The organism is Rhizobium anhuiense bv. trifolii (assembly GCF_024346605.1).
Lineage (GTDB): Bacteria > Pseudomonadota > Alphaproteobacteria > Rhizobiales > Rhizobiaceae > Rhizobium > Rhizobium anhuiense.
This window is the reverse complement of record NZ_CP098803.1, coordinates 2,166,994-2,187,006: the sequence shown is the minus strand read 5'-3', so window position 1 is coordinate 2,187,006 and position 20,013 is coordinate 2,166,994. Positions and strand designations below refer to the sequence as shown.

Sequence of the window (20,013 nt, the reverse complement as noted above, 5' to 3'; positions counted from 1 at the left end):
ATGACGACGATGACGCAGGACGAGGCGGTGCCCGCTGCCCGCCGAATCCACCTCGCCAGGCAGACGCTGATTTTCGCCTTGCTGCTGGCGCTGCTGGTGATTGCCTTCACCGTCAGCCTCTGCGTCGGACGGTTCTCGGTGCCGCCAGGACGTGCGCTGGAGCTGATCTGGCAGGGGATCAGCGATCCGTCGCGGGAGCTTGCCGGGATCGACGAACGCATCGTCTTGCTGGTGCGGGCGCCGCGCGTGGTGCTGGCAGCACTTGCCGGCGCCGGGCTCGCCATCTCGGGCGCCGGCCTTCAGGGTGTGTTTCGAAATCCCCTGGTCTCGCCCGACATATTGGGCATATCCCAGGGTGCAGCCTTTGGCGGCGCCCTGGCGATCATGCTCGGTATCTGGGGATTTCCGCTGATCGCCATGGTGTTTTTCTGCGGCATGGCGGCCGTCATCCTGGTGGGACTGCTCTCGCGCATCAACGGCCGGTCGGAAACGGTGACCGTGATCCTGTCGGGACTGGTCATCAGTTCGATGTTCTCGGCGGTCGTCTCGCTGCTGCAATTCATCGCCGATCCCAACACATCCCTTCCCGCCATCGTCTACTGGCTGATGGGATCGTTTGCGACCGCCACCTGGGAACGCACGTTGGTGGCGGCACCGGGCCTCATCCTCGGAAGCTGCTTCCTGTGGATGCTCCGTTTCCGGCTCAACATCCTGTCGCTCGACGAGGCCGAGGCCCGCAGCCTCGGCGCCAATACGACACGCGAGAGATGGCTGGTCTTCTGCCTCATCGCCGTCATCGTCGGCAGCCAGGTCGCGGTCTCCGGCATCATCGGCTGGATCGGCATCGTCATTCCCCACGCCGCCCGCCTGCTGGTCGGTCATGATCACCGCGCGCTACTGCCGGCGGCCGCCGTGCTCGGCGCAGGGTTCATGGTCTGCATCGATACGCTCGCCCGCGCGGCGACGGCGGCGGAGATCCCGCTCGGCGTCATTACCGCCCTCGTCGGCGCGCCGATCTTCGCAACGCTGCTGCGTCATCACTATCGGGAAAGGACGGGATCATGATCGGCTTGACGGATGCGGTCGTCAGGTTCGGGACGCGCATCATTCTCGACCGTCTCAGCTTCTCGGTTGCCGTCGGGCGGTCGCTCGCCATTCTCGGCCCCAACGGGCGCGGCAAGACGACGACGCTGAAAGCACTGCTCGGTTTTCAACGGCTGGACGAAGGCAGCCGCGTCGCGCCCGCCATTGTCGGTTATGTCCCGCAGACCGGAAGCAGCAACCAGCGCTACCGCGCCATCGATGTCACCGTCATGGGACGGGCAGCGCATCTCGGCCTCTTCGGACAGCCGGGACCTGATGATTTCGAGATTGCCCATGCCGCGCTCGAGCGGGCGGGCGCTGCCCGCTTTGCCGATCATTTCTTCGACCGGCTTTCCGGCGGCGAACGGCAGCTCGTGCTTCTGGCACGGGCGCTCGCCACCGGCTCGCAGGCGATCGTCCTCGATGAGCCGGCAGCGGCACTCGACCTTCGCAACCAGGAGCGGCTGCTCGACCTGCTCAAGAGCCTTCGCGAGCCGCGCGACAAGGCGATCGCCTTCACCACACATGATCCGAACCATGCGCTCGCGGCCGCCGACGACGCACTGCTGATGATGCCTGATGGTCAATCGCTGTTCGGCCCGGTCGCGGAGACGATCACGCCGGACCATCTGGAACGGCTCTACGGGGTGCCGATGCGGGTTGTCGAGCTTGTCGGTCCGGCAGGCGAAAGACATCAGGCGGTCCTGCCCGCCTTTGCAGGAATTCGCGCCGCATGACCATTCTTCTCATCCAGTCGCACTATCAGGACCCCTTCACCCTGAGCGCGCCGGCTTTCGCGGAGGCAACCGCGCAGGGCAAGCTGATGACGGTACGCGAGACGGAGCTTGCGGAGGCGCATTTTGCCGCCGCAAGCGGCCTGATCACCACCATCCATCTCGATCAGATCGGCTTTCTCAAATATGCCTCGGCGGTGGCGTCCTTCCTCGATCGCGGCGGCCGGTGGATCTTCAACGGCCATATGCTCCGGCCGATCCTGCCGGAACTCGGCGTCTATATTCCCATGCCGCAGCCGAAGCGGTCAGACTTCGCCCAAATCAGGCGCTTCGATCATCCGGTCTTTGCCGGCATCGATCAGAGGATGCTGGAAACGAACCGCGGCGTCGCCGGGTTCTACGGCCGGGGACACAATCCGATGCCATCAGGCGCCGTCGCGATCAATACATTGGGACCGGCTGCGGTGCCCATCGACTGGATCTGGGCGCGGCCGGCGGGCGGAGAGGTATTGTCGCATGCCGGCAACGAATTCTGGGGTTGCGGAGACGATCCCGACATCCAGAAGCAGCTGGCCGGCCGCGCCATCGCCTGGCTGGCGGGGGAACTGAACCGATGAGCGTGCTCGCGATCCATCCTGGCGCCTACTACCATATCGAGACGCTGGAAGCGCCGCGTTACCGGCATTATTTCGACAGCCTGGTGCGGCCGGAGGACCTGCCCTCGGTCGAACTCGGCAAACACCAGGTGCTGTTCATTCCCTGCCGCACACCGGCGGACCGGTTGGCGCCGCATGCGGCCCAGCTGCGCGACTATCTCGATCAGGGCGGCACGATCGTCGCGACCGGCGAGACGGCCTGGCAGGCGTTCCTGCCTGCTATCCATTTCACACCTCAGCCGACGAACTGGTGGTGGTGGCTGACCGAGGGCGCCGATCTCGGCGTCAGGATCGCCTCCCCGCACCATTCACTGTTCGAACATCTCGGGCAGGACGACCTGACCTGGCATCTTCACGGCTGGTTCGATCCACCCGAGGGCGTCGAGGTTCTTGCGGTGAATGAGGAAGGCAAGCCGATCCTCTATGTGGACGAGGTCACGACGGCGGGGCGCATGGTGATCACCAGCCTCGACCCCTGCTTCCACCACGGATCGCATTTCATGCCGGCGACGACGCGTTTCCTGGATGGTTTTCTTCCCTGGATGCGCCGGGAATTGGACAAAGGAAGATCGAGATGAACGAAGCGAAGATCGAAGTTCTCGAAGACGGCAAGCCGCTTGCCTACGGCTTTGCCGATATCATGCACTATCATGGCTACGGTTTTCCCGGCGGTGTCGCCCATGCCTTCAAGGTGATGGAGCGCGCGTTTCCGCTGCTCAGCGTCGATGGACCACCGGAGCGCCGCGAAATCTCGATCCGCACGGCCTTTCGCGGTCCCGGCGGGCGTGACGCCTTCGAAATGGTGACGCGTGCGCTGACGGAAGGACGCTATAGCGTCGACCCCTCGCTCGACCGGACGGAGCGCGGCGACATCCTCGCTCGCTACGTCTTCGAACTCAGCTATCGCGGACGAACCGTCACCCTGCAATTGCGTGACGGCCATGTCCGCGAGGAGTTCATCACGCTCGGCCGCAAGACCGACCGGACGCCCGCGGAAGAGGAGCGCCTCGCCTGGCTCAAGCAGGAGATGGCCGACCGGTTGCTGGCGCTGCCGCCAGAGGCAGTTTACGAAGAGGCAACGGCCCGCTTTTGATGGCTGAGGACGAGTTCGTTCTGGACATCCTCCTGAAACCACATCACCCGCTGACGGACGTCGCTCTCCGGTATCCCGGCCGCCAGAAGCTGATCGGCAAGCCTGCGGCATTCGGCCTTCCAGAATTCCAGCGCATCCGCGCCATGCCGTCGGCCGAGTTCGCGGGCGCAACGCTCGATATTGGCAGTTCCGGTTCCGGAGGGGAAAGCAATCACCCTGCCTTCACTGGAGGCGGCGGGGCGGTGGGTCATTTCATCAGCCATCGAACACAGGTTCCCTTGATCCTGTTCGTTATCTAAGGGACTATGGTTAATGCTTTCTATTGCTGCAGTCAGAAGATCAATCAGGTGGATTTTTGGCGCTCCGCAATGTCACCAGACAATCGGATGGGTCTTGCCTGTGAGCACGTTCACGAACCCCTCCGGCGCCAGCTCCGACGGCGCGACCAGGACCCAGCGCCAGGGTGAGCAGGTAAGCGTTGCAAACGACAGGCGTTCGGGAAAGCCCGGCCACCATCGAGGCGAAAAGGTCGGCTCGTACATCCAGTCGATCCCGGCACCGGCCGCATAAAGAGCCTGCATCTCCGCATCGAGCGCTTCGGCCGAACGGGCCGTCATCAGGCCGCCGACCTCGTAGCGGACGCGGGCGAGAATCTTGCCGCCGGATACCAGCGCCCAGCCGCCCTGCTGCTCGTTCAGGGCATTGACGGCCAGCGCCATCGCCTCGTCCGACGAACCGACCGTCCAGATATTGTGCTTGTCGTGCCCGAGCGTGGAGGCGAGCGCCGTCTCCGGCGTGCGCGGTCCGGTGCCCAGCCAGAACATCCTGGAGATCTTGGCCTCCCCGGAAAACCGGTCGACAATCGAGAATTTGGTAACATTGCGCGCGGGATCCCGCTGCACGAGGCCATCTTCTACCGGCAATTCCATGGTGATGAAATCGTCGTGCCAGTGAAACGGCCGCAAAAGTGCTGTGTTGACCGTGGCCCGGTTCGGCGGCGCCTCGATGCGGAAATCGTCTGCCGTGACCGTCCTGTCTATGGTCACGGTGCGCGTCGCCCATTGCGGCCAGTCGATTTCCGGGCGCACGCCAATGAAGGTCGCACCCTCGGACACAGGACGCCCGTCCGCCCACACCTTTTCGATCGACAGGCTGCCGACGTCGCTGAGAAGAACGATATCGGCGAAGCGGCCCGGTGCGATCGATCCGACCCACGGCGTCAGCCGCATATGGCGCGCCGGATTGAGGGTGACGCATTGGATGGCGATCTCCGGCGCAAGGCCGTTTTCGATGGCGAGGCGGACATTGTGGTCGGTCGCACCGATTTTCAGCGTGTCCGAGGCGCTGCGGTCGTCGGTCACCAGGGCGATCTGCGACCAGTCCGTCAGCCCCTTGTCGATCAGGCCGCGGATGACCTCCGGCAGGGAATGTGGCCTGAGCTCGATGAAAAGACCGTGGAGGAGTTTCTGCCAGATCTCATCGAGGAACCAGCCTTCGTGATCGGAGGCGAGACCCGCCGCGGCAAAGGCGTTGATCGAGGCCATGTCGCGCAGTCCGGCACCGTGGCCTTCGATGACGCCGCGTTGTTCGAAGGTGGCGCCGATCATGCCCCACAGCCGGTTGTAGGAAGGATTGCCGGGATCGGATATGGACGGCCAGTCCATGACTTCGTCGAGCCCGGCGACCATCAGGCTTTCGGACAGGAAGGCCTTCTGTTCGTCGTAACCGAACCAGCCGCCACCCCACTCGTAGGCGGTCGGCGGCACGGCGGAGCCAGGCAGGGGAAAGATTTTCATCGGCGATCCGCGCCGGCGCGCTTCCAGCCAGAATTCCAGGTTGCGGGCGCCGTTGACGTTGGAAAATTCGTGGCTCGCCTCACACGTCCAGGTCACGCCATGCGGCATTACCAGCGCCGCCTCCCATTCGGGCGTCAGATGGGAGCTTTCGATATGTTTGTGTGCCTCGCCGAAGCCCGGCACGGCCGCAAGATCCGGCTCGGAAAAGCGCTCGTTCACCTCGCCAACATAACTGCCGGCAGGGCCGACATAGGCGATACGGCGGCCCTTGATGACGATCTCCTGATCGTCGAGCCATGTCCTGGTGTGGACATCGAGCAATCTGCCGACGCGCAGCAGCCTGTCGGCGGGCCGGCGTCCGAGCGCCGTCAGCACAAGATCCTGGCGCGTCCGAACCTCGTCGGACGCGTTGATCAGCAAGTCATCAGGAAGTGCGGTGCGCGAGGTAACCATGAATGAAATGCCCGTGAGACGCTGGAACCGCCGCGGACCGTAAAGACCACGCGCGAATGTGTAAAGCGCTGGCGCAACACGCTTTGCGATCAACAACAAGACGTCATCAACCGAGAGCTACTGATGGTTCGATCTTGGAAAATTCCCCAAGCAAGTACGCATTTGCCCAAGTATTGAGCTTGCGAGCCGATCGATCAAAAAATAGTATCCCTCAAATCCAAGGGGCATGATCCCGATTATCAACGCCGTTTTCACAGAAGGATATTGCTCATGAAGGCCAGACGTTTCGCCCGAATCCTGTCTCTTGCGCTGCTTGCCGCCGCCGGCGGCACCGCTGCGGCCCATGCGCAATCGAAGACGCTGACCATCTCCTGGTGGGGCTATAACGGCGAGAAGATGAACGCCAACATCATCACGCCCTTCAAGAAGATCTGCGGCTGCGAGATCGTGTTCGAGACCGGCAACAACGCCGACCGGCTCAACAAGCTGAAACTGCGCGATGGCAAGGGCGTCGATGTCATCTACCTCACCGACAGCTTCTCGCAGCTCGGCATCGAACAGGGATTGTTCCAGGAGATCGATCCCTCGAAGATCCCCAATCTTGCGGATATCTACGAACTGGGCAAGGCGCCTCAGGGCAAATACGGCCCCGCCTATACGATCGGGCGCGTCGGCATCGTCTATGATTCCGCCAAGGTCAACCCGCCGATCACCGCCTGGGGCGACCTGTGGCGCGACGATCTGAAAAGCTCCGTCTCCCTGCCCGGCATCACCACCACCGCCGGCCCGCTGGTCGTTCTGGAAGCCGGCAAGCATGGCGGCGCGGATGCCTATGAGGACACCGACAAGGCCTTCTCGGAAATCGAGGCGCTGAAGCCCAATGTCGTCAAGAACTACAACACCGGCTCGGAGCTGGTAAACCTGATATCGACAGGCGAAGTGCGCGTTGCGCTGGCCCAGGACTTTACCCTGGCATCGATGCAGGCGGCCGTTCCGACGATGACATGGGCCAAGCTCAAGGACGGCGACATCGCCACGCTGAATACGGTGAACATCCCGAAGGGTTCGGAAAATGTCGAACTGGCGCATCAGTTCATCAACTTCATCCTGTCCAAGGACGTCCAGCAGGCTGAAGCCGAACAAGGCGTCGATGCGCCGATCTCGACCAAGGTCAGCCTGACTCCGGATCAGGCGAAGATCTGGACCTATGGCGCGGATATGGTCGCGAGCCTCACCCGCATCGACTATGCCAAGATGAATGCCGCCAAGGCTGACTGGATCGACCGCTGGAACGAAGTCTTCGCTCAGTAAGCTGCCGGTATCCCGGCCCGAGGCCGGTTTATTGCCGGGCCTCGGTCAGACCTGGAAGCGCCGCACATCCGAGTCCGAGATGCGGCGCTCCCGATATCAGGACATGCCACGAGTTTTGAGATGAAGCATTTTGCCAGATGGGGATTGACGATGCCGGCGACGATTGCCGTCGTTGCGCTTCTCATCGTTCCCGTCGCCATCACCATCGCGGCGACGTTTGCGGAACCGAAGGGCGTGTTTGCGCCCTATGTGACATTCTTCAGCAGCGGCTTTCGCCGGGCGGTTCTTTACCGAACGCTGGAGATCGCTCTGATCACCACGGCGATCTCCCTCACCGTGGGTTTCATCACCGCCTATGTGATCGCCCAAATGCCCGGCCGCGCGAAGAGTATCATGATCATCGCAGCGGTTTTTCCACTGCTGACAGGTGTCGTCGTCCGATCCTTCGCATGGCTGATTATTCTCGGGAAGAACGGCATCCTCAACACCATGCTGATCTCGACCGGTATCCTCAGTGAGCCGCTTTCGATGCTCTATACCGAAGGCTCGGTGATCGTCGCCATGGTCTATCTCTTCGTTCCCCTGATGATCCTGACGCTCGTCGGCGTGCTTGAGGGCATCCCGCGCGATCTGATCGATGCATCCGCTTCGCTCGGCGCCAGACCGCTGATGACATTCCTTCAGGTGATCCTGCCGCTGGCGACACCCGGCCTCATCGTCGGCGCCGTGCTGGTGTTCACCGGCAGCTTCACCTCCTATGCGACACCGCAACTGCTCGGCGGAGAAAAGCAGATGATGATGGGGACCTTCCTCTACCAGCGCGCCATGGTCACCTTCGATTGGGTGGGTGCATCGACGATCGCCGCCATCATGGTGGTGCTGACGCTCGGCGTCGTCCTCATCATGAGCCGCGTTGCACGCCGGCTCAATCCGATGGCGGTGTGATGGACAGGCGCGTTCACCCGATCCTCGCCGCCTTCGCGGCCTGCGTTTTCTTCTTCCTGCTCGCACCGCTGGTCATCATCGTCGGTGCGGCCTTCAGCGACACGACCTATCTGACCTTCCCGCCGCAGGGCCTGACATTGCGCTGGTTCGTCAATATCTTCGAGATCGAGGCCTTCCGCACGACGGCGCTGACCAGCCTGCAGGTCGCCTTTCTCGGCACGGCGCTATCGCTGCTGATCGGCATCCCGGCCGCCTATGCGATCAACCGCTACCGGGTGGAATTGCCGCGCTGGCTTTCCACCATTTTCGTCCTGCCGATCCTGGTGCCGGAGATCGTCTTCGGATTCTCGCTGATGAAGTCGGTCACGATCGGCCTCGGGCTTCCGATCTTCATCAGCCTGCTGGTCGGTCATGCGCTGCTGATCCTGCCCTATTCGGTGCGGGTCGTCGGCGCCAGCCTGGCGGCCTTCGATTTTTCCGTCGAGGAGGCGGCGATCAGCCTGGGTTGCCCGCCGCTGAAAACCTTCCTGACCGTGGTCCTGCCAAATATCCGCGCCGGGGTCATTGCCGCCTTCATCCTCGCCTTCATCACCTCGATCAACGACGTGTCGGTGTCAGTCTTCCTGACCGGTCCTGGCATCTCGACGCTGCCGATCCAGATCCTTGCGCATATGGAACAGTTCTTCGATCCGACGATCGCCTCGGTATCGGTGCTGCTGATGTTCGTGACAGTCGGCGTCATGGCCGTCGTCGAGGCCACGCTCGGTCTCACCTTCCTGACAAAGTAGAACGCTCTTGACCGTATCCCTCACCATCGATTCCATCTCCGCCCATTACGGCAGCACTGAGGTTCTCAAGGACCTGTCGATCTCAGTCATGGCCGGGGAGCTGGTTTCCCTGCTCGGCTCCAGCGGCTGCGGCAAGACGACGACATTGCGCCTGGTGGCCGGTTTTCTGCAGCCGACCAGCGGCAGCATCAAGCTCGGCGAACGCGACCTCACCGGCCTTCCTGCGCATGCGCGCGACATTGGTCTGGTCTTTCAGAACTACGCGCTTTTTCCTCACCTGAGCGTGCAGGACAATGTCGCCTTCGGCCTGAGGCAGCGTCGTGTTCCCCAGCCGGAACGGACGAAGAGAACGATGGCCATGCTGGAGCGCGTCGGCCTTTCCGCCTTCGCCGACCGCCTGCCTTCGGCTCTCTCCGGCGGCCAGAAACAGCGCGTGGCGCTCGCCCGGGCACTGGTCATCGAGCCGCCGCTGCTGATGTTCGACGAGCCGCTTTCCAATCTCGATGCAAAGCTCAGGATCGACATGCGCGTCGAGATCAGGCAGCTCCAGCGCGCCAACGGCACGACATCGCTTTACGTCACCCACGACCAGGAAGAGGCATTCTCGATCTCCGACAGGGTGGCGATCATGAATGCCGGGCGCATCATGCAGCTCGATGCGCCGGAGGTGCTGTACCGCCAGCCGGCCAATGCCTTCGTCGCCCGGTTCGTCGGCTTCGAGAACCTGATCCGGATGAAGGTAACCGCGCGCAACGGAGCGATCGTGACCGCCGAAGCGACGGGCGGCGCACGGCTGCATCTGTCTCAGGATGCATTCGGGCCGATCAAGGACGACTTCGTGCTGGCCTGCCGCGCAGACGGCCTTGCCGTCAGCCGTGACGGCGATGGCATCGCCGCCGTGCTCGGCACCCGCACCTATCTCGGCCGGGCCTATCAGTATAAATGCGCGACATCGGCGGGAGAGATTACCGCCAATGGAGCTTTGTCCGACCCGCTGGAAACAGGGGCGTCCGCCGTACTGATCCCGCTTGCCGAGCAGTGCTGCATTCTCGACCCGGAAGATTGAGCCGCTGAGGAGAAACCATGGCCAGTATCAGCAATCAGGATATCGACGCCGTTCTTGCCCATGTGGACCGGAGCCTCGATGACAGCCTGGCGCGGCTTTTCGAGCTGATCCGCATTCCGAGCGTCTCGACCGACCCGGCTTATCGCGATCAATGCCGCGCCGCCGCCGAATGGCTGAGCCGGGATCTGGCTGCCATCGGCTTCGAAGCATCGGTGCGCAAAACGACCGGCCATCCGATGGTGGTCGCGCATGAAAAGGCGGCATCCGCACCGCATCTGCTGTTTTACGGCCATTACGATGTCCAGCCGGTCGATCCGCTGGCACTGTGGACCAGCGATCCGTTCGAGCCGCGCATGGAAGCCTTGCCGAACGGCGATACCGCGATCGTGGCGCGCGGCGCCTCCGACGATAAAGGACAATTGATGACCTTCGTCGAAGCCTGCCGCGCCTGGAAAAGCGTTACCGGGAAACTGCCGGTGCAGGTGAGCATGCTGTTCGAAGGCGAAGAAGAGGCCGGCAGTCCGAGTCTCGCACCCTTTCTGGATGCCACGGCGGACGAGTTGAAGGCCGATGCTGTTTTCGTCTGCGACACGGATATGTGGGATCGTGAAACGCCTGCCGTCACCACGATGCTGCGCGGTATCTACACCACGGAAATCGAGATCACCTGCGCCGATCAGGACCTGCATTCCGGCATGTTCGGCAATGCCGCACGCAATCCGCTGCAGGTGTTGTCAGACATCGTTTCAAGCCTGCGGCGAACCGATGGCGGCGTTGCGGTCGAAGGTTTCTATGACGGCGTGAAAGAGCTCCCCGACGCCATCAAGGCGCTGTGGAAAAGACTGCCCTTCGACGAGGAGGCCTTTCTCGGCGATATCGGCCTGAGAGATCCGGCCGGCGAGGCAGGCCGTTCCGTCCTCGAACAGATCTGGGCGCGGCCGAGCTGCGAGATCAACGGCATGAGCGGCGGCTATACGGGCGAAGGCTTCAAGACGGTCATTCCGGCGAAGGCAAGCGCCAAGATTTCGTTTCGACTGGTGGAAGGACAGGATCCCCAAGCGATCCGCGATGCCTTCCAGCGGCATGTGCGCGCACGTATCCCCAGGGATTGTTCGGTCAGTTTCAGGGATTATGGACTTTCGCCGGCCACCGTCATGCCGATCGACAGTCCGTTTCTCACCAGGACGCTTCAGGCGCTTTCGACAGAATGGCAATGCGAAGCGGCTCTTGCCGGCACGGGAGGCTCGATCCCCATCGTCGGCGACTTCAAACGCCGGCTCGGATGCGATGCCCTCCTGGTCGGCTTTGCCCGCTTCGACAACCGCGTCCACAGCCCGAACGAAAAATATGATCTCTCCAGCTTCCACAAAGGCATACGATCCTGGGTTCGTATCCTGGCGGCCCTCGCCGACTGACGCGCGGCACTGTAACAGTTTGAATTATGCAATAGGCTGTGGTGCGGCCAATGTCTTGCGGACCTTCGGGGCCGAGAATTAAAGCACTGTCCCATCCCTATCGACACCGAAGCAGCAGAGACCACCGATGAGGATATCAGCTCCCCGCGACTTCCTGAAAAGCCTGTTCGACGCGGCGGTTCGCGCCGCCGATCCGCTGACCGGCATCAAAGCGCATCTGCCTGACAGGCCGAAGGGAAGGACCGTGGTGATTGGCGCCGGCAAGGGCGCGGCGCAAATGGCGCGTGCCCTCGAAAGCGTCTGGGACGGAGCGATCGAAGGCCTGGTGGTCACCCGCTACGGCTATGGTTGCGAGACGCTCGGCATCGAAATCATCGAGGCCGCCCATCCGGTACCCGATGCCGCGGGGCTCGCCGGGGCAAAGCGGTTGATGGAAACGGTGAACGGCTTGACGGAAGACGATCTGGTGATCGCGCTGATCTGCGGCGGCGGCTCGGCGCTGCTGCCCGCTCCGCCGGAAGGGCTGACCCTCGAAGACGAGATCGCTCTCAACGAAATGCTACTTGCCTCGGGCGCGCCGATTTCGGCGATGAACGTCGTGCGCAAGCATCTCTCCACCATCAAGGGCGGAAGGCTTGCGGCAGCGACCAGAGCGAAGGTCGTCAGTCTTGTTGTCTCCGACATTCCCGGCGACAACCCGGCCCATGTCGCCTCCGGGCCGACGGTGCCGGATGGTTCGACACGACACGATGCGCTCGAGATCATCCGGCAATATGGATTGCAGCTGCCGCAGGCCGCACTCGACCATCTGAACTCGCCGAAGGCCGATGCCCCTCGCCCGGACGATCCGGTCTTCTCACGGCACGCGCACCACATCATCGCCTCCGCGGGCGTTTCGCTGGAGGCCGCTGCGGCACTGGCAAAATCGCAGGGGATCGAGCCGGCGATCCTTTCGGATGCGATCGAGGGGGAATCGCGCGACGTGGCGCTGGTGCATGCAGCGATCGCCCGCGAAGTATTGGGCCGGAACAGGCCGTTTTCGAAGCCGGTCGTCATCCTTTCCGGCGGCGAGACGACGGTGACGCTGCGCGCCAAGGGCGGCAAGGGCGGACGCAACGGCGAATTCGCGCTCGCCATGGGGCTTGCGATCGACGGACAGGAGGGCATCCATGTCCTTGCTGCCGACACGGACGGGATCGACGGCTCGGAGGATAATGCCGGCGCCTTTGCCGATGGCGGCACGGTGAAGCGCCTGCGCGCCGCCGGGCTCGATCCGCGCCGCCTGCTCGACGGCAATGACAGCTATTCAGGCTTTGCGGCCAGCGGCGATCTGTTTGAAACCGGCCCGACCGGAACCAATGTCAATGATTTCAGGGCTATCCTGATCCGTTAGCAGCCCGCGGCAATGGTGGGTCAGGTCTTGATCCGCCCCTGCCCGACCAGCCAGCCGACCGATTCCTGCACCGCCTGCAGCGACTGATATCTCGGGGTAAACCCAAGCAAGCGCCTGGCTTTGGCGATCGAGCAATTCGGGCTGCGGGCGATATGCTCCCAGGTCGCCTCCGCATCCTCGGCCGTCTGGCCTTTGGCCCAGGCATCGAACGGCGCGAAGGTGAGCTTCGGCTCATGCCCGAACCACCGCGACATGGATTCGGCGTAGCCGCGAAGCGTCAGCGCCTGCTGAGAGACCGCGTGGAAACTTTCGCCGATCGAGGCATTCCAGTTGGCGATCGCATCCATGAACATCGCCGCCACATCATCGGCATGGACGTGATGAACGGTCTCCAGACCGAAATTGGGCAGCGCCAGGGTCTCTCCGCGGGCAAGGGTTGAAAAGACCTGCAGGTTGAAATTGCCGGCTGGATTGAGCGGCGCCCAGCCCGGACCGACAATATGACCGGGATGGATGATGGTGGCCGGAAATCCGCGAAGCCTTGCCTGCTGTAGCAGGTAGGTTTCGATATCAGCCTTCTGCGTGCCGTAATCGCCGAAGGGAGATTTCGGCGCCTCTTCCAGCGTCGGCACGGCGCTGGCATGGCCATGCGTCCAGATCGTGCCGGTATGCAGGAAATGGCCGACATGCCCCGACAGCGCCGTCACCAGCTGCTCGGCACTTTCCAGCGTGAAGCAGATCATGTCGATGACGATATCGGCTTTCACTTCACGGACGGCCGGGCCGAAATCACCCACCCGCTCCATCGCCGCCCGATCCATCTGACGCTGATCGACAGAAGCCCAGGCATGGTTTTCCGTATAAGGCTTCGCCGTGCCGCGGCTGATCGTGACGACGTCATGACCTGCCTCCACCAGGCGGGGAACGAGATAGGTTCCGACATGGCCCGTTGCCCCGATTACCAAAACCCGCATCGTCATTCCTCCTTTGGCATTTCCGTGTCGAATATGCTGCGCTCAGGCGATCCTGCAAGCAGACTTTTCATGATCCAGGCGGCTGGGCCAGGCCCGCTACCGGTTCTTGAAAACAAGGCAGGTGCCGCCGTGTTTGCGGATCTGGTTGCAGAGATCATTGGCTTCCATACGCGTCTGCCGACCGATGCGGGCAGCGTAGCGCGGGCGAAAACCGAAGCTGCGATCGCGCTGGCGCAGGATCAGCGGCTGCTCGGCATTCAGGGGCGCAGGCAGATCCTGCACGGCATCGAGAAACATGCGTCGGGCCACCGCGACATTCGCATTCGCCGCAAGCTGGACGCCCCAGGGGGCCCATTCGCCCTCCTGACGCCAGGGCGTGTCCTTCAACGTCCGTCTCTCCGCGAGCGCCACGCAACCATCGATGAAGGACTTGTCCTTGTCGAGCGGGGCGGCCGCATCTTGCGGTGGGTTATCCTTCCATTCCTCGACCGTATGGGCAGTGATCGCCGTGACATAGCTGCGCGTTTCGTAGGGTAATCTTCCTGACGTAAGGTAAGATGCTAGGCCGTTTTCGCCGGCATTATAGGCGGCAGCGGCAAGGCCGAGATTGCCGAAGCGATTGCGCAGTTCGTCGAGATACTGCGCCGATTTCCGCAGGGCTTCCAACACCTGGTAGCTGTCTTCAAGACCGCGCAGTTTCGCCGTACCGGGCATGAACTGCGCAATCCCCTGCGCTCCTTTGAAGCTGACGGCATCGGGGCGAAAGGTGCTCTCGCGCCAGATGAGACGGGCGAAATAATCCGGCGGCAATTGATTGGCGCTGGCGAAATGCTCGATCGCGACGCAAAGGTCACGATTGAAACTGTCCTTACGGATGCAGAGCGCTTCACCCGATCCCGACGCTGAAGGACCTGAATAGAGACAGGCCGGCGGTCCCGCGCTTCCTTCCGGCTGAGCCGTGACCGCATCCACGTGGGAAAACAGAAGGCAAAGCGAAAGCATGGCCTTCGCCGATCTCCTCCCCATGTCGGACTGACATTTCCGGCCTATCATCGGATCTCGGCGGGTTCGAACTTCCATCGCGACGCGGAATTCTCAATACCATCGATACGGGTAGGAAGCTTCCCCCATTTCCATCTCTGCACCAGGTTTCTAATTTCGCCATCAATTTTGGAACAGATATATTCGACCTGCCAAGGTCGCAGCGTCATCCTGATCGCCAGGAAATCCCGAGCGAACGAGGACGCGCAGATGATTGATCTCCACTACTGGCCGACGCCGAACGGCAAGAAGGTTTCGATCTTCCTGGAGGAAACCGGCACGCCCTACCGGCTGGTGCCGGTCAATATCGGCCGGGGCGACCAGTTCAAACCCGATTATCTCAGGCTCAATCCCAATCACCGCATGCCTGCTATCGTCGACCACACGCCTGCCGACGGCGGCGGGCCGCTCAGCGTCTTCGAATCCGGTGCAATCCTCTTCTACCTCGCCGAAAAGACCGGAAGATTCTGGCCGCAGGATCTGCGCGGCAAATACGACGTGACGCAATGGGTGATCTGGCAGATGGCCAACCAGGGACCGAAACTCGGCGAAGCCGGTCACTTCCGCCGTCTCGGCGATCGCGAGGGCGATCAGTCCTATGCGGTGCGGCGTTTCACCGACGAAGCCAACCGCCTCTACGGTGTTCTCAACATGCGGCTTCGTGACCGGCGTTATCTCGCCGGCGACGAATTCACCATCGCCGACATCATCAGCTATCCCTGGACCGTCAACTGGCAGGCGCAGGGCCAGGACATCGACGAATTCAAGCATTTCAAGCGATGGTTCGAGGAGGTCGGCGCACGGCCCGGCGTCCAGCGCGGCCTTGCGGTCGGCGCCGACCTTGGCACCGACAACAGCAAGCTCTCCGAAGAGGAACAGTCGCGCATCCGCAAGATCCTCTACAACCAGCGCGCCCTTCCCGTTCCGGATTGAGCTTCGGCCCGGCTGGAGATAACCATAGCCACAACCGAGCCGGCAGCCAGCACCGGTCGGTCCCGGTTTCCAGGCGCTTTAAATCACCTGCCGGGGAGCCAGGGGGCTTGGACAGCAGCTGGCGTTGCGACTTGGGTGTGACTTGGGGGTGTAACCGGCAATGACAAGACCTGTAATCGGCATCATCGGGAATGCCCGCATCGTCGAAAGCCGATTTCCGGCTCAGCATGTCGGAGAAAACAATCTGCGGGCCGTGGCCGATGTCGCCGAAGCCTTGCCGCTGATGTTTGCCGGCAACCCCAAACTGGCCGATATCGCCGATCTGCTGGCTGTCGTCGACGGCATTCTGCTGACAGGCGCCAGAGCCAATGTCCATCCCAGCCGTTTCAACACGGTGCCGGATCCCAAGCATGAACCTTATGACGAGGATCGTGACGGGCTGGCGCTGCCATTGATCGAAGCCTGTGTAGCGCGCGGCGTTCCTATTTTCGGCATATGCCGCGGTTTCCAGGAAATGAACGTCGCGGCCGGCGGCTCGCTGCATCCCGAAATCCGGGAATTGCCCGGACGCATGAACCACCGAATGCCGCGCCTGGAAACCGGCGAGATCCATCCCGACCTCGCCATCGTTTTCGGCGATCGTCACGATGTTCAACTTATACAGGATGGGATGTTTGCACGCATCCTCGGCCGGGAGACGATCCGGGTGAACTCCCTGCATGGACAGGGCATTCTCGAGCTTGGCGACAGGGTCGTTGCCGAAGGCATTGCAGAGGACGGGACGATCGAGGCGATACGGTTCAAGGATGCGCCGGGATTTGCGCTCGGCGTGCAATGGCATGCCGAATACGATCCGCAGACCAACCCCGTGAACCGTGCGTTGTTTCAGGCATTCGGCGATGCGGTTCGGGCACGAAAAGCCACCGCTTAATCTGACAACTACGGCGATCATCACCGCCTTCCGCATCAACAAAAAGCCGCCGCGAAACTGCTTTCGCGGCGGCTTTGTAGCAGTTGGGAAGCAGCGATCAGGCGGTCGGCTGCTTGGTCTTCCTGAGATAGGGCAGAACCGTATCGAAGGAACCGAAACGCGTGATCGCGTCTTCGTTGGAAACCGCAGCGGTGATGATGACGTCCTCACCCTGGTTCCAGTTCGCCGGCGTCGCCACCTGGTGCTTGGCCGTCAGCTGGATGGAATCGATGGCGCGCAGGATCTCATTGAAATTGCGGCCCGTCGTCATCGGATAGGTCAGGATCAGTTTGATCTTCTTGTCGGGACCGATGATGAAAACCGAACGCACCGTCGCATTGTCGGCAGGCGTGCGGCCTTCCGAGCTCTCGCCGGCGCCGGCCGGCAGCATGTCATAGAGCTTGGCGACCTTGAGGTCCTTGTCACCGATCAGGGGATATTCGACGTCGAAACCGGTGGCGGTCTTGATGTCGTTCTTCCACTTGGCATGGCTTTCCACAGGATCGACGGAGATGCCGATGATCTTGGCACCACGCTTGGAAAACTCCCCCGCCAGGCCGGCCATGGCGCCGAGCTCGGTGGTGCAGACAGGCGTGAAATTCTTCGGATGCGAGAACAGGACGGCCCAGCCATTGCCGATCCAATCATGGAAGCTGATCGGTCCCTGGGTGGTGTCGGCGGTAAAATCGGGGGCAATATCGTTGATGCGTAAGCTCATGGTCGGCCCTCCAAAGCCTTGTGTTCAATGTTGTTCTTCTCAAATCGAGGCCATGGGATCCGTCCGCCGGGAGCGGTCGCGAGATTGCGGTCAACAGGATCGCACCGGCCGAAGGTAAAAGACTTCCCATTCCAGGATTTTAAGTAAGTCATATACCACGATTACCGAAGGCATGCTCTTTCGATTTCCGGCCTGCTCCGGCATTATTTTTCCGGCATGTGCGCGCGACAAAGAGACCGATGGTTTTCCATCGGTCCCGTCAAAAGCGGCAGGCACAACTGCCTTGCCCCTTGCTTCAGGCGGCCTGGATGGATTTGATCCTGTCGATGCCGCCGACAACAGGCGCGAAATCGTCCCATACGCCCTGGGCGCCCTTCTGCCATTCGTCGAAGGCTTCCGGCTTCAGGAGCTTCCGCCATGGCCAAGCGCCGTCTCGACGAATTTGGCTTCACCATCGACGATCAGCTGGTTGAAATAGGCGGCTCCTTCGCTGAAGGCCTGCTGGAACACCGCGCCATGCAGTGCGGTCATGCGCTGCTGGCCGACGGAATGCCCTCGCCCGAAAATGCGGCAATTTGATTATTTTTTGCGCATATCTATTTTTGCACAGTTTTCAGGCGACACCTTGCCAAAATTGCTGCAGCGCGTCATAAATATAGCAATGACGCATCGCGATCTGACAATTCTGGTGATCGACGAAAATGCCATTCGCGCCTCCATCATCGAAGAGGGGCTGCGCGAGGCAGGGCATGCGCACGTCACCGTGGTCCATGAGGTCAACGGCATTGCGCGAATCATCGAAACGCTGATGCCCGACGTGATCATCATCGATATCGAAAATCCCAATCGCGACATGATGGAGCATCTCTTCCAGCTGACGCGCACGGTCAGCCGTCCGATCGCCATGTTCGTCGATCGCTCCGACACCGCCTCGATCGAGGCCGCCGTCGATGCCGGCGTCTCGGCCTATATCGTCGATGGCCTGAAGAAGGAACGCGTCAAGCCGATCCTCGACATGGCCGTCAGCCGCTTCAACGCCTTCAGCCGGCTGCGGCGCGAGCTTGCCGATGCCCGCTCAGCGCTGGAAGAACGCAAGCTCATCGAGCGCGCCAAGGGCATATTGATGAAGATGCGCGGCCTGTCTGAGGAAGAGGCCTTCGCGCTGCTGCGGCAGACGGCGATGAACGAAAAGAAGAAGATGTCGGAAATCGCCCAGAGCGTCGTCACCGCCGCGGGGCTGTTGATGTAATGGCCGACCTGATGAATTTCCGGAGGAAACCGGAGTGGATATGATGACGAAGACCGCCAAATCAGGCGGCGAGTTGCCCTCGCCCATGCGCCTGAATGCCGAAGGACCGAAAGTGCTCAGGGCCGGTTTCATTCCGCTCGTCGATGCGTCAGTGCTGATTGCAGCGGCGGAATTCGGTTTCGCGCAGAAGGAAGGCCTGACGCTCGATCTCGTCAAGGATGTCTCCTGGGCGAATGTGCGTGACCGTCTGGCATTCCGCCAGTTCGATATCGCCCACATGCTGTCGCCAATGCCCGTCGCCTCCATGCTCGGCCTCGGCTCCAATCCCTCACCGACGATCACACCGTTTTCGCTGGGGCGCGGCGGCAATGCGATCACCCTGTCGACGCGGCTCTTCGACAGGATGCGCAATGACGCGGGACTGCCGGAAACGGCAGGCGCGCTCGACAATGCCCGCGCCCTGGCAAAAACACTGGCGGCGATGAAGGTGCGCGGCGAACCGCTGCCGACCTTCGGGGTCACCTATCCCTTCTCCTCGCATAATTACGAATTCCGCTACTGGCTGGCCGCCGGCGGCATCGATCCCGATAAGGACGTCAAGCTCGTCGTGGTGCCGCCGCCGATGACTTCGGATGCGCTGGCCGCCGGTGCGATCGACGGTTTCTGCGTCGGCGCGCCGTGGAATATGGTCGCTTCGGAGCGCGGCGTCGGCCGCATCGTCGCCGCCAAGCAGGATATCTGGCCGTCCGCCCCGGAAAAGGTGATCGGCATGCGGCCGGATTGGGCGGAAACCCATCCGGAAACCGTTTCCAGGCTGATCGTGGCGCTCGATGCGGCAGCCCGCTGGTGCGACCAGCCGGACAATCACGATGCGCTGGCGGCCGCTCTTGCCGACCCCCGCTATATCGCTGCCCCCGTCGAGATCATCCGCCGCGTGCTCGCCGGCGAATTCAGCCTCGACGCAAAGGGCAACCGGCGCATCATCGCCGATTATTTCATGTTCCATTCCGGATTCGCCAATTATCCTCGGCCAAGCCAGGCGCTGTGGATATACAGCCAGATGATCCGCTGGGGGCAGGCCGAGGCCAGCCTCAACATGGCAAGGGCTGCCGCGTCCGCCTACCGCCCGGATCTCTATCGGACAGCGCTCGGCGACGGCAACGCACCCGATGATGCCGATATCCGCATCGAAGGCGGCGACGAGGGCGACCGTTTCATGGACGGCCATGTCTTCGACCCGGCGAGGCTGCCTGATTATGTCGCAGGCTTTGCCGTCAAAAGCGCCCTGCCCTTCGTTACCGGCGACGAAATCTGATCCACGCCCGCCTGCCCAAAACGCCAGCAAGGATCTGCGCCCCACATGGCAAGCGCACAAAAGATTAGCACAACTGTCGA

The 20,013-nt window shown here is 62.0% G+C and carries 19 protein-coding genes and 2 pseudogenes; 15 read left to right on the top strand and 6 right to left on the bottom strand.

Annotated elements, in window-relative coordinates; translation table 11 throughout:
• The 5 genes from NE851_RS19435 to NE851_RS19415 are packed head-to-tail and all read left to right on the top strand — an operon-like array spanning position 1 to position 3,566.
• Complete coding sequence (locus tag NE851_RS19435; protein ID WP_052213365.1) at positions 1-1,065, top strand: FecCD family ABC transporter permease; 1,065 nt, start codon at positions 1-3, stop codon at positions 1,063-1,065.
• On the top strand, positions 1,062-1,820 hold the full coding sequence (locus NE851_RS19430; RefSeq protein ID WP_063475434.1) for an ABC transporter ATP-binding protein: 759 nt from the start codon (positions 1,062-1,064) through the stop codon (positions 1,818-1,820). The genes NE851_RS19435 and NE851_RS19430 overlap by 4 nt, the downstream gene beginning before the upstream one ends.
• Positions 1,817-2,434, top strand: coding sequence for a hypothetical protein (locus NE851_RS19425; protein WP_097543830.1), 618 nt, complete (start codon positions 1,817-1,819; stop codon positions 2,432-2,434). Before NE851_RS19430 ends, NE851_RS19425 begins: the two co-directional genes overlap by 4 nt.
• Complete coding sequence (locus NE851_RS19420; protein ID WP_097543829.1) at positions 2,431-3,051, top strand: hypothetical protein; 621 nt, start codon at positions 2,431-2,433, stop codon at positions 3,049-3,051. The genes NE851_RS19425 and NE851_RS19420 overlap by 4 nt, the downstream gene beginning before the upstream one ends.
• Positions 3,048-3,566, top strand: a complete 519-nt coding sequence (locus NE851_RS19415) for a hypothetical protein (RefSeq protein ID WP_097543828.1) — start codon at positions 3,048-3,050, stop codon at positions 3,564-3,566. Before NE851_RS19420 ends, NE851_RS19415 begins: the two co-directional genes overlap by 4 nt.
• On the opposite strand, the gene NE851_RS19410 is transcribed toward NE851_RS19415, so the two are convergent.
• Together NE851_RS19410 and NE851_RS19405 are read right to left on the bottom strand one after the other, a co-directional pair.
• Positions 3,539-3,829 carry a DUF6074 family protein gene (locus NE851_RS19410; RefSeq protein WP_080759889.1) on the bottom strand — a complete coding sequence of 97 codons (291 nt, stop codon included), beginning with the start codon at positions 3,827-3,829 and terminating at the stop codon, positions 3,539-3,541. The two genes, NE851_RS19415 and NE851_RS19410, sit on opposite strands and share 28 nt — an antisense overlap.
• 108 nt (positions 3,830-3,937) lie before the next feature.
• Positions 3,938-6,013: pseudogene (locus NE851_RS19405) on the bottom strand (adenine deaminase).
• Between the two features lie 72 nt (positions 6,014-6,085).
• On the opposite strand from NE851_RS19405, the gene NE851_RS19400 reads away from it, so the two are divergent.
• The 6 genes from NE851_RS19400 to NE851_RS19375 all read left to right on the top strand — a co-directional run bounded on the left by NE851_RS19400 (position 6,086) and on the right by NE851_RS19375 (position 12,733).
• Positions 6,086-7,126, top strand: a complete 1,041-nt coding sequence (locus NE851_RS19400) for an ABC transporter substrate-binding protein (protein ID WP_047614733.1) — start codon at positions 6,086-6,088, stop codon at positions 7,124-7,126.
• Positions 7,127-7,246: 120 nt separating this feature from the next.
• Positions 7,247-8,071, top strand: a complete 825-nt coding sequence (locus NE851_RS19395; RefSeq protein ID WP_047614731.1) for an ABC transporter permease — start codon at positions 7,247-7,249, stop codon at positions 8,069-8,071.
• Positions 8,068-8,859, top strand: coding sequence for an ABC transporter permease (locus NE851_RS19390; protein ID WP_047614729.1), 792 nt, complete (start codon positions 8,068-8,070; stop codon positions 8,857-8,859). The genes NE851_RS19395 and NE851_RS19390 overlap by 4 nt, the downstream gene beginning before the upstream one ends.
• A gap of 7 nt (positions 8,860-8,866) precedes the next feature.
• Positions 8,867-9,925: an ABC transporter ATP-binding protein gene (locus NE851_RS19385; RefSeq protein ID WP_047614727.1), complete on the top strand. Its 1,059-nt coding sequence runs from the start codon at positions 8,867-8,869 to the stop codon at positions 9,923-9,925.
• Positions 9,926-9,942: 17 nt separating this feature from the next.
• Positions 9,943-11,340: a dipeptidase gene (locus NE851_RS19380; RefSeq protein ID WP_097543827.1), complete on the top strand. Its 1,398-nt coding sequence runs from the start codon at positions 9,943-9,945 to the stop codon at positions 11,338-11,340.
• Positions 11,341-11,467: 127 nt separating this feature from the next.
• On the top strand, positions 11,468-12,733 hold the full coding sequence (locus tag NE851_RS19375; RefSeq protein WP_097543826.1) for a glycerate kinase type-2 family protein: 1,266 nt from the start codon (positions 11,468-11,470) through the stop codon (positions 12,731-12,733).
• Between the two features lie 20 nt (positions 12,734-12,753).
• On the opposite strand, the gene NE851_RS19370 is transcribed toward NE851_RS19375, so the two are convergent.
• Positions 12,754-13,707, bottom strand: a complete 954-nt coding sequence (locus NE851_RS19370; RefSeq protein WP_047615362.1) for an NAD-dependent epimerase/dehydratase family protein — start codon at positions 13,705-13,707, stop codon at positions 12,754-12,756.
• A 96-nt stretch (positions 13,708-13,803) separates the two neighbouring features.
• On the bottom strand, positions 13,804-14,787 hold the full coding sequence (locus tag NE851_RS19365; protein ID WP_174824493.1) for a lytic transglycosylase domain-containing protein: 984 nt from the start codon (positions 14,785-14,787) through the stop codon (positions 13,804-13,806).
• 171 nt (positions 14,788-14,958) lie between these two features.
• On the opposite strand from NE851_RS19365, the gene NE851_RS19360 reads away from it, so the two are divergent.
• Both NE851_RS19360 and NE851_RS19355 read left to right on the top strand, forming a co-directional pair.
• Positions 14,959-15,681: a glutathione binding-like protein gene (locus tag NE851_RS19360; protein WP_047615359.1), complete on the top strand. Its 723-nt coding sequence runs from the start codon at positions 14,959-14,961 to the stop codon at positions 15,679-15,681.
• A 160-nt stretch (positions 15,682-15,841) separates the two neighbouring features.
• Positions 15,842-16,612: a gamma-glutamyl-gamma-aminobutyrate hydrolase family protein gene (locus NE851_RS19355; protein ID WP_047614721.1), complete on the top strand. Its 771-nt coding sequence runs from the start codon at positions 15,842-15,844 to the stop codon at positions 16,610-16,612.
• Positions 16,613-16,709: 97 nt separating this feature from the next.
• On the opposite strand, the gene NE851_RS19350 is transcribed toward NE851_RS19355, so the two are convergent.
• Positions 16,710-17,369: a peroxiredoxin gene (locus NE851_RS19350; protein ID WP_017964008.1), complete on the bottom strand. Its 660-nt coding sequence runs from the start codon at positions 17,367-17,369 to the stop codon at positions 16,710-16,712.
• A 295-nt stretch (positions 17,370-17,664) separates the two neighbouring features.
• A pseudogene (locus tag NE851_RS19345) lies at positions 17,665-17,882 on the bottom strand (TRAP transporter substrate-binding protein); the annotation flags it as partial.
• Between the two features lie 148 nt (positions 17,883-18,030).
• Between NE851_RS19345 and NE851_RS19340 the strand changes: the two are divergent.
• Positions 18,031-18,618 (top strand): ANTAR domain-containing response regulator, encoded by a 588-nt coding sequence (locus NE851_RS19340; RefSeq protein ID WP_047614717.1) that lies wholly within the window; start codon positions 18,031-18,033, stop codon positions 18,616-18,618.
• 34 nt (positions 18,619-18,652) lie between these two features.
• Entirely contained in the window at positions 18,653-19,933 is a 1,281-nt protein-coding gene (locus NE851_RS19335; protein WP_174824492.1) for a CmpA/NrtA family ABC transporter substrate-binding protein, read from the top strand.
• Positions 19,934-20,013 lie beyond the last annotated feature (80 nt).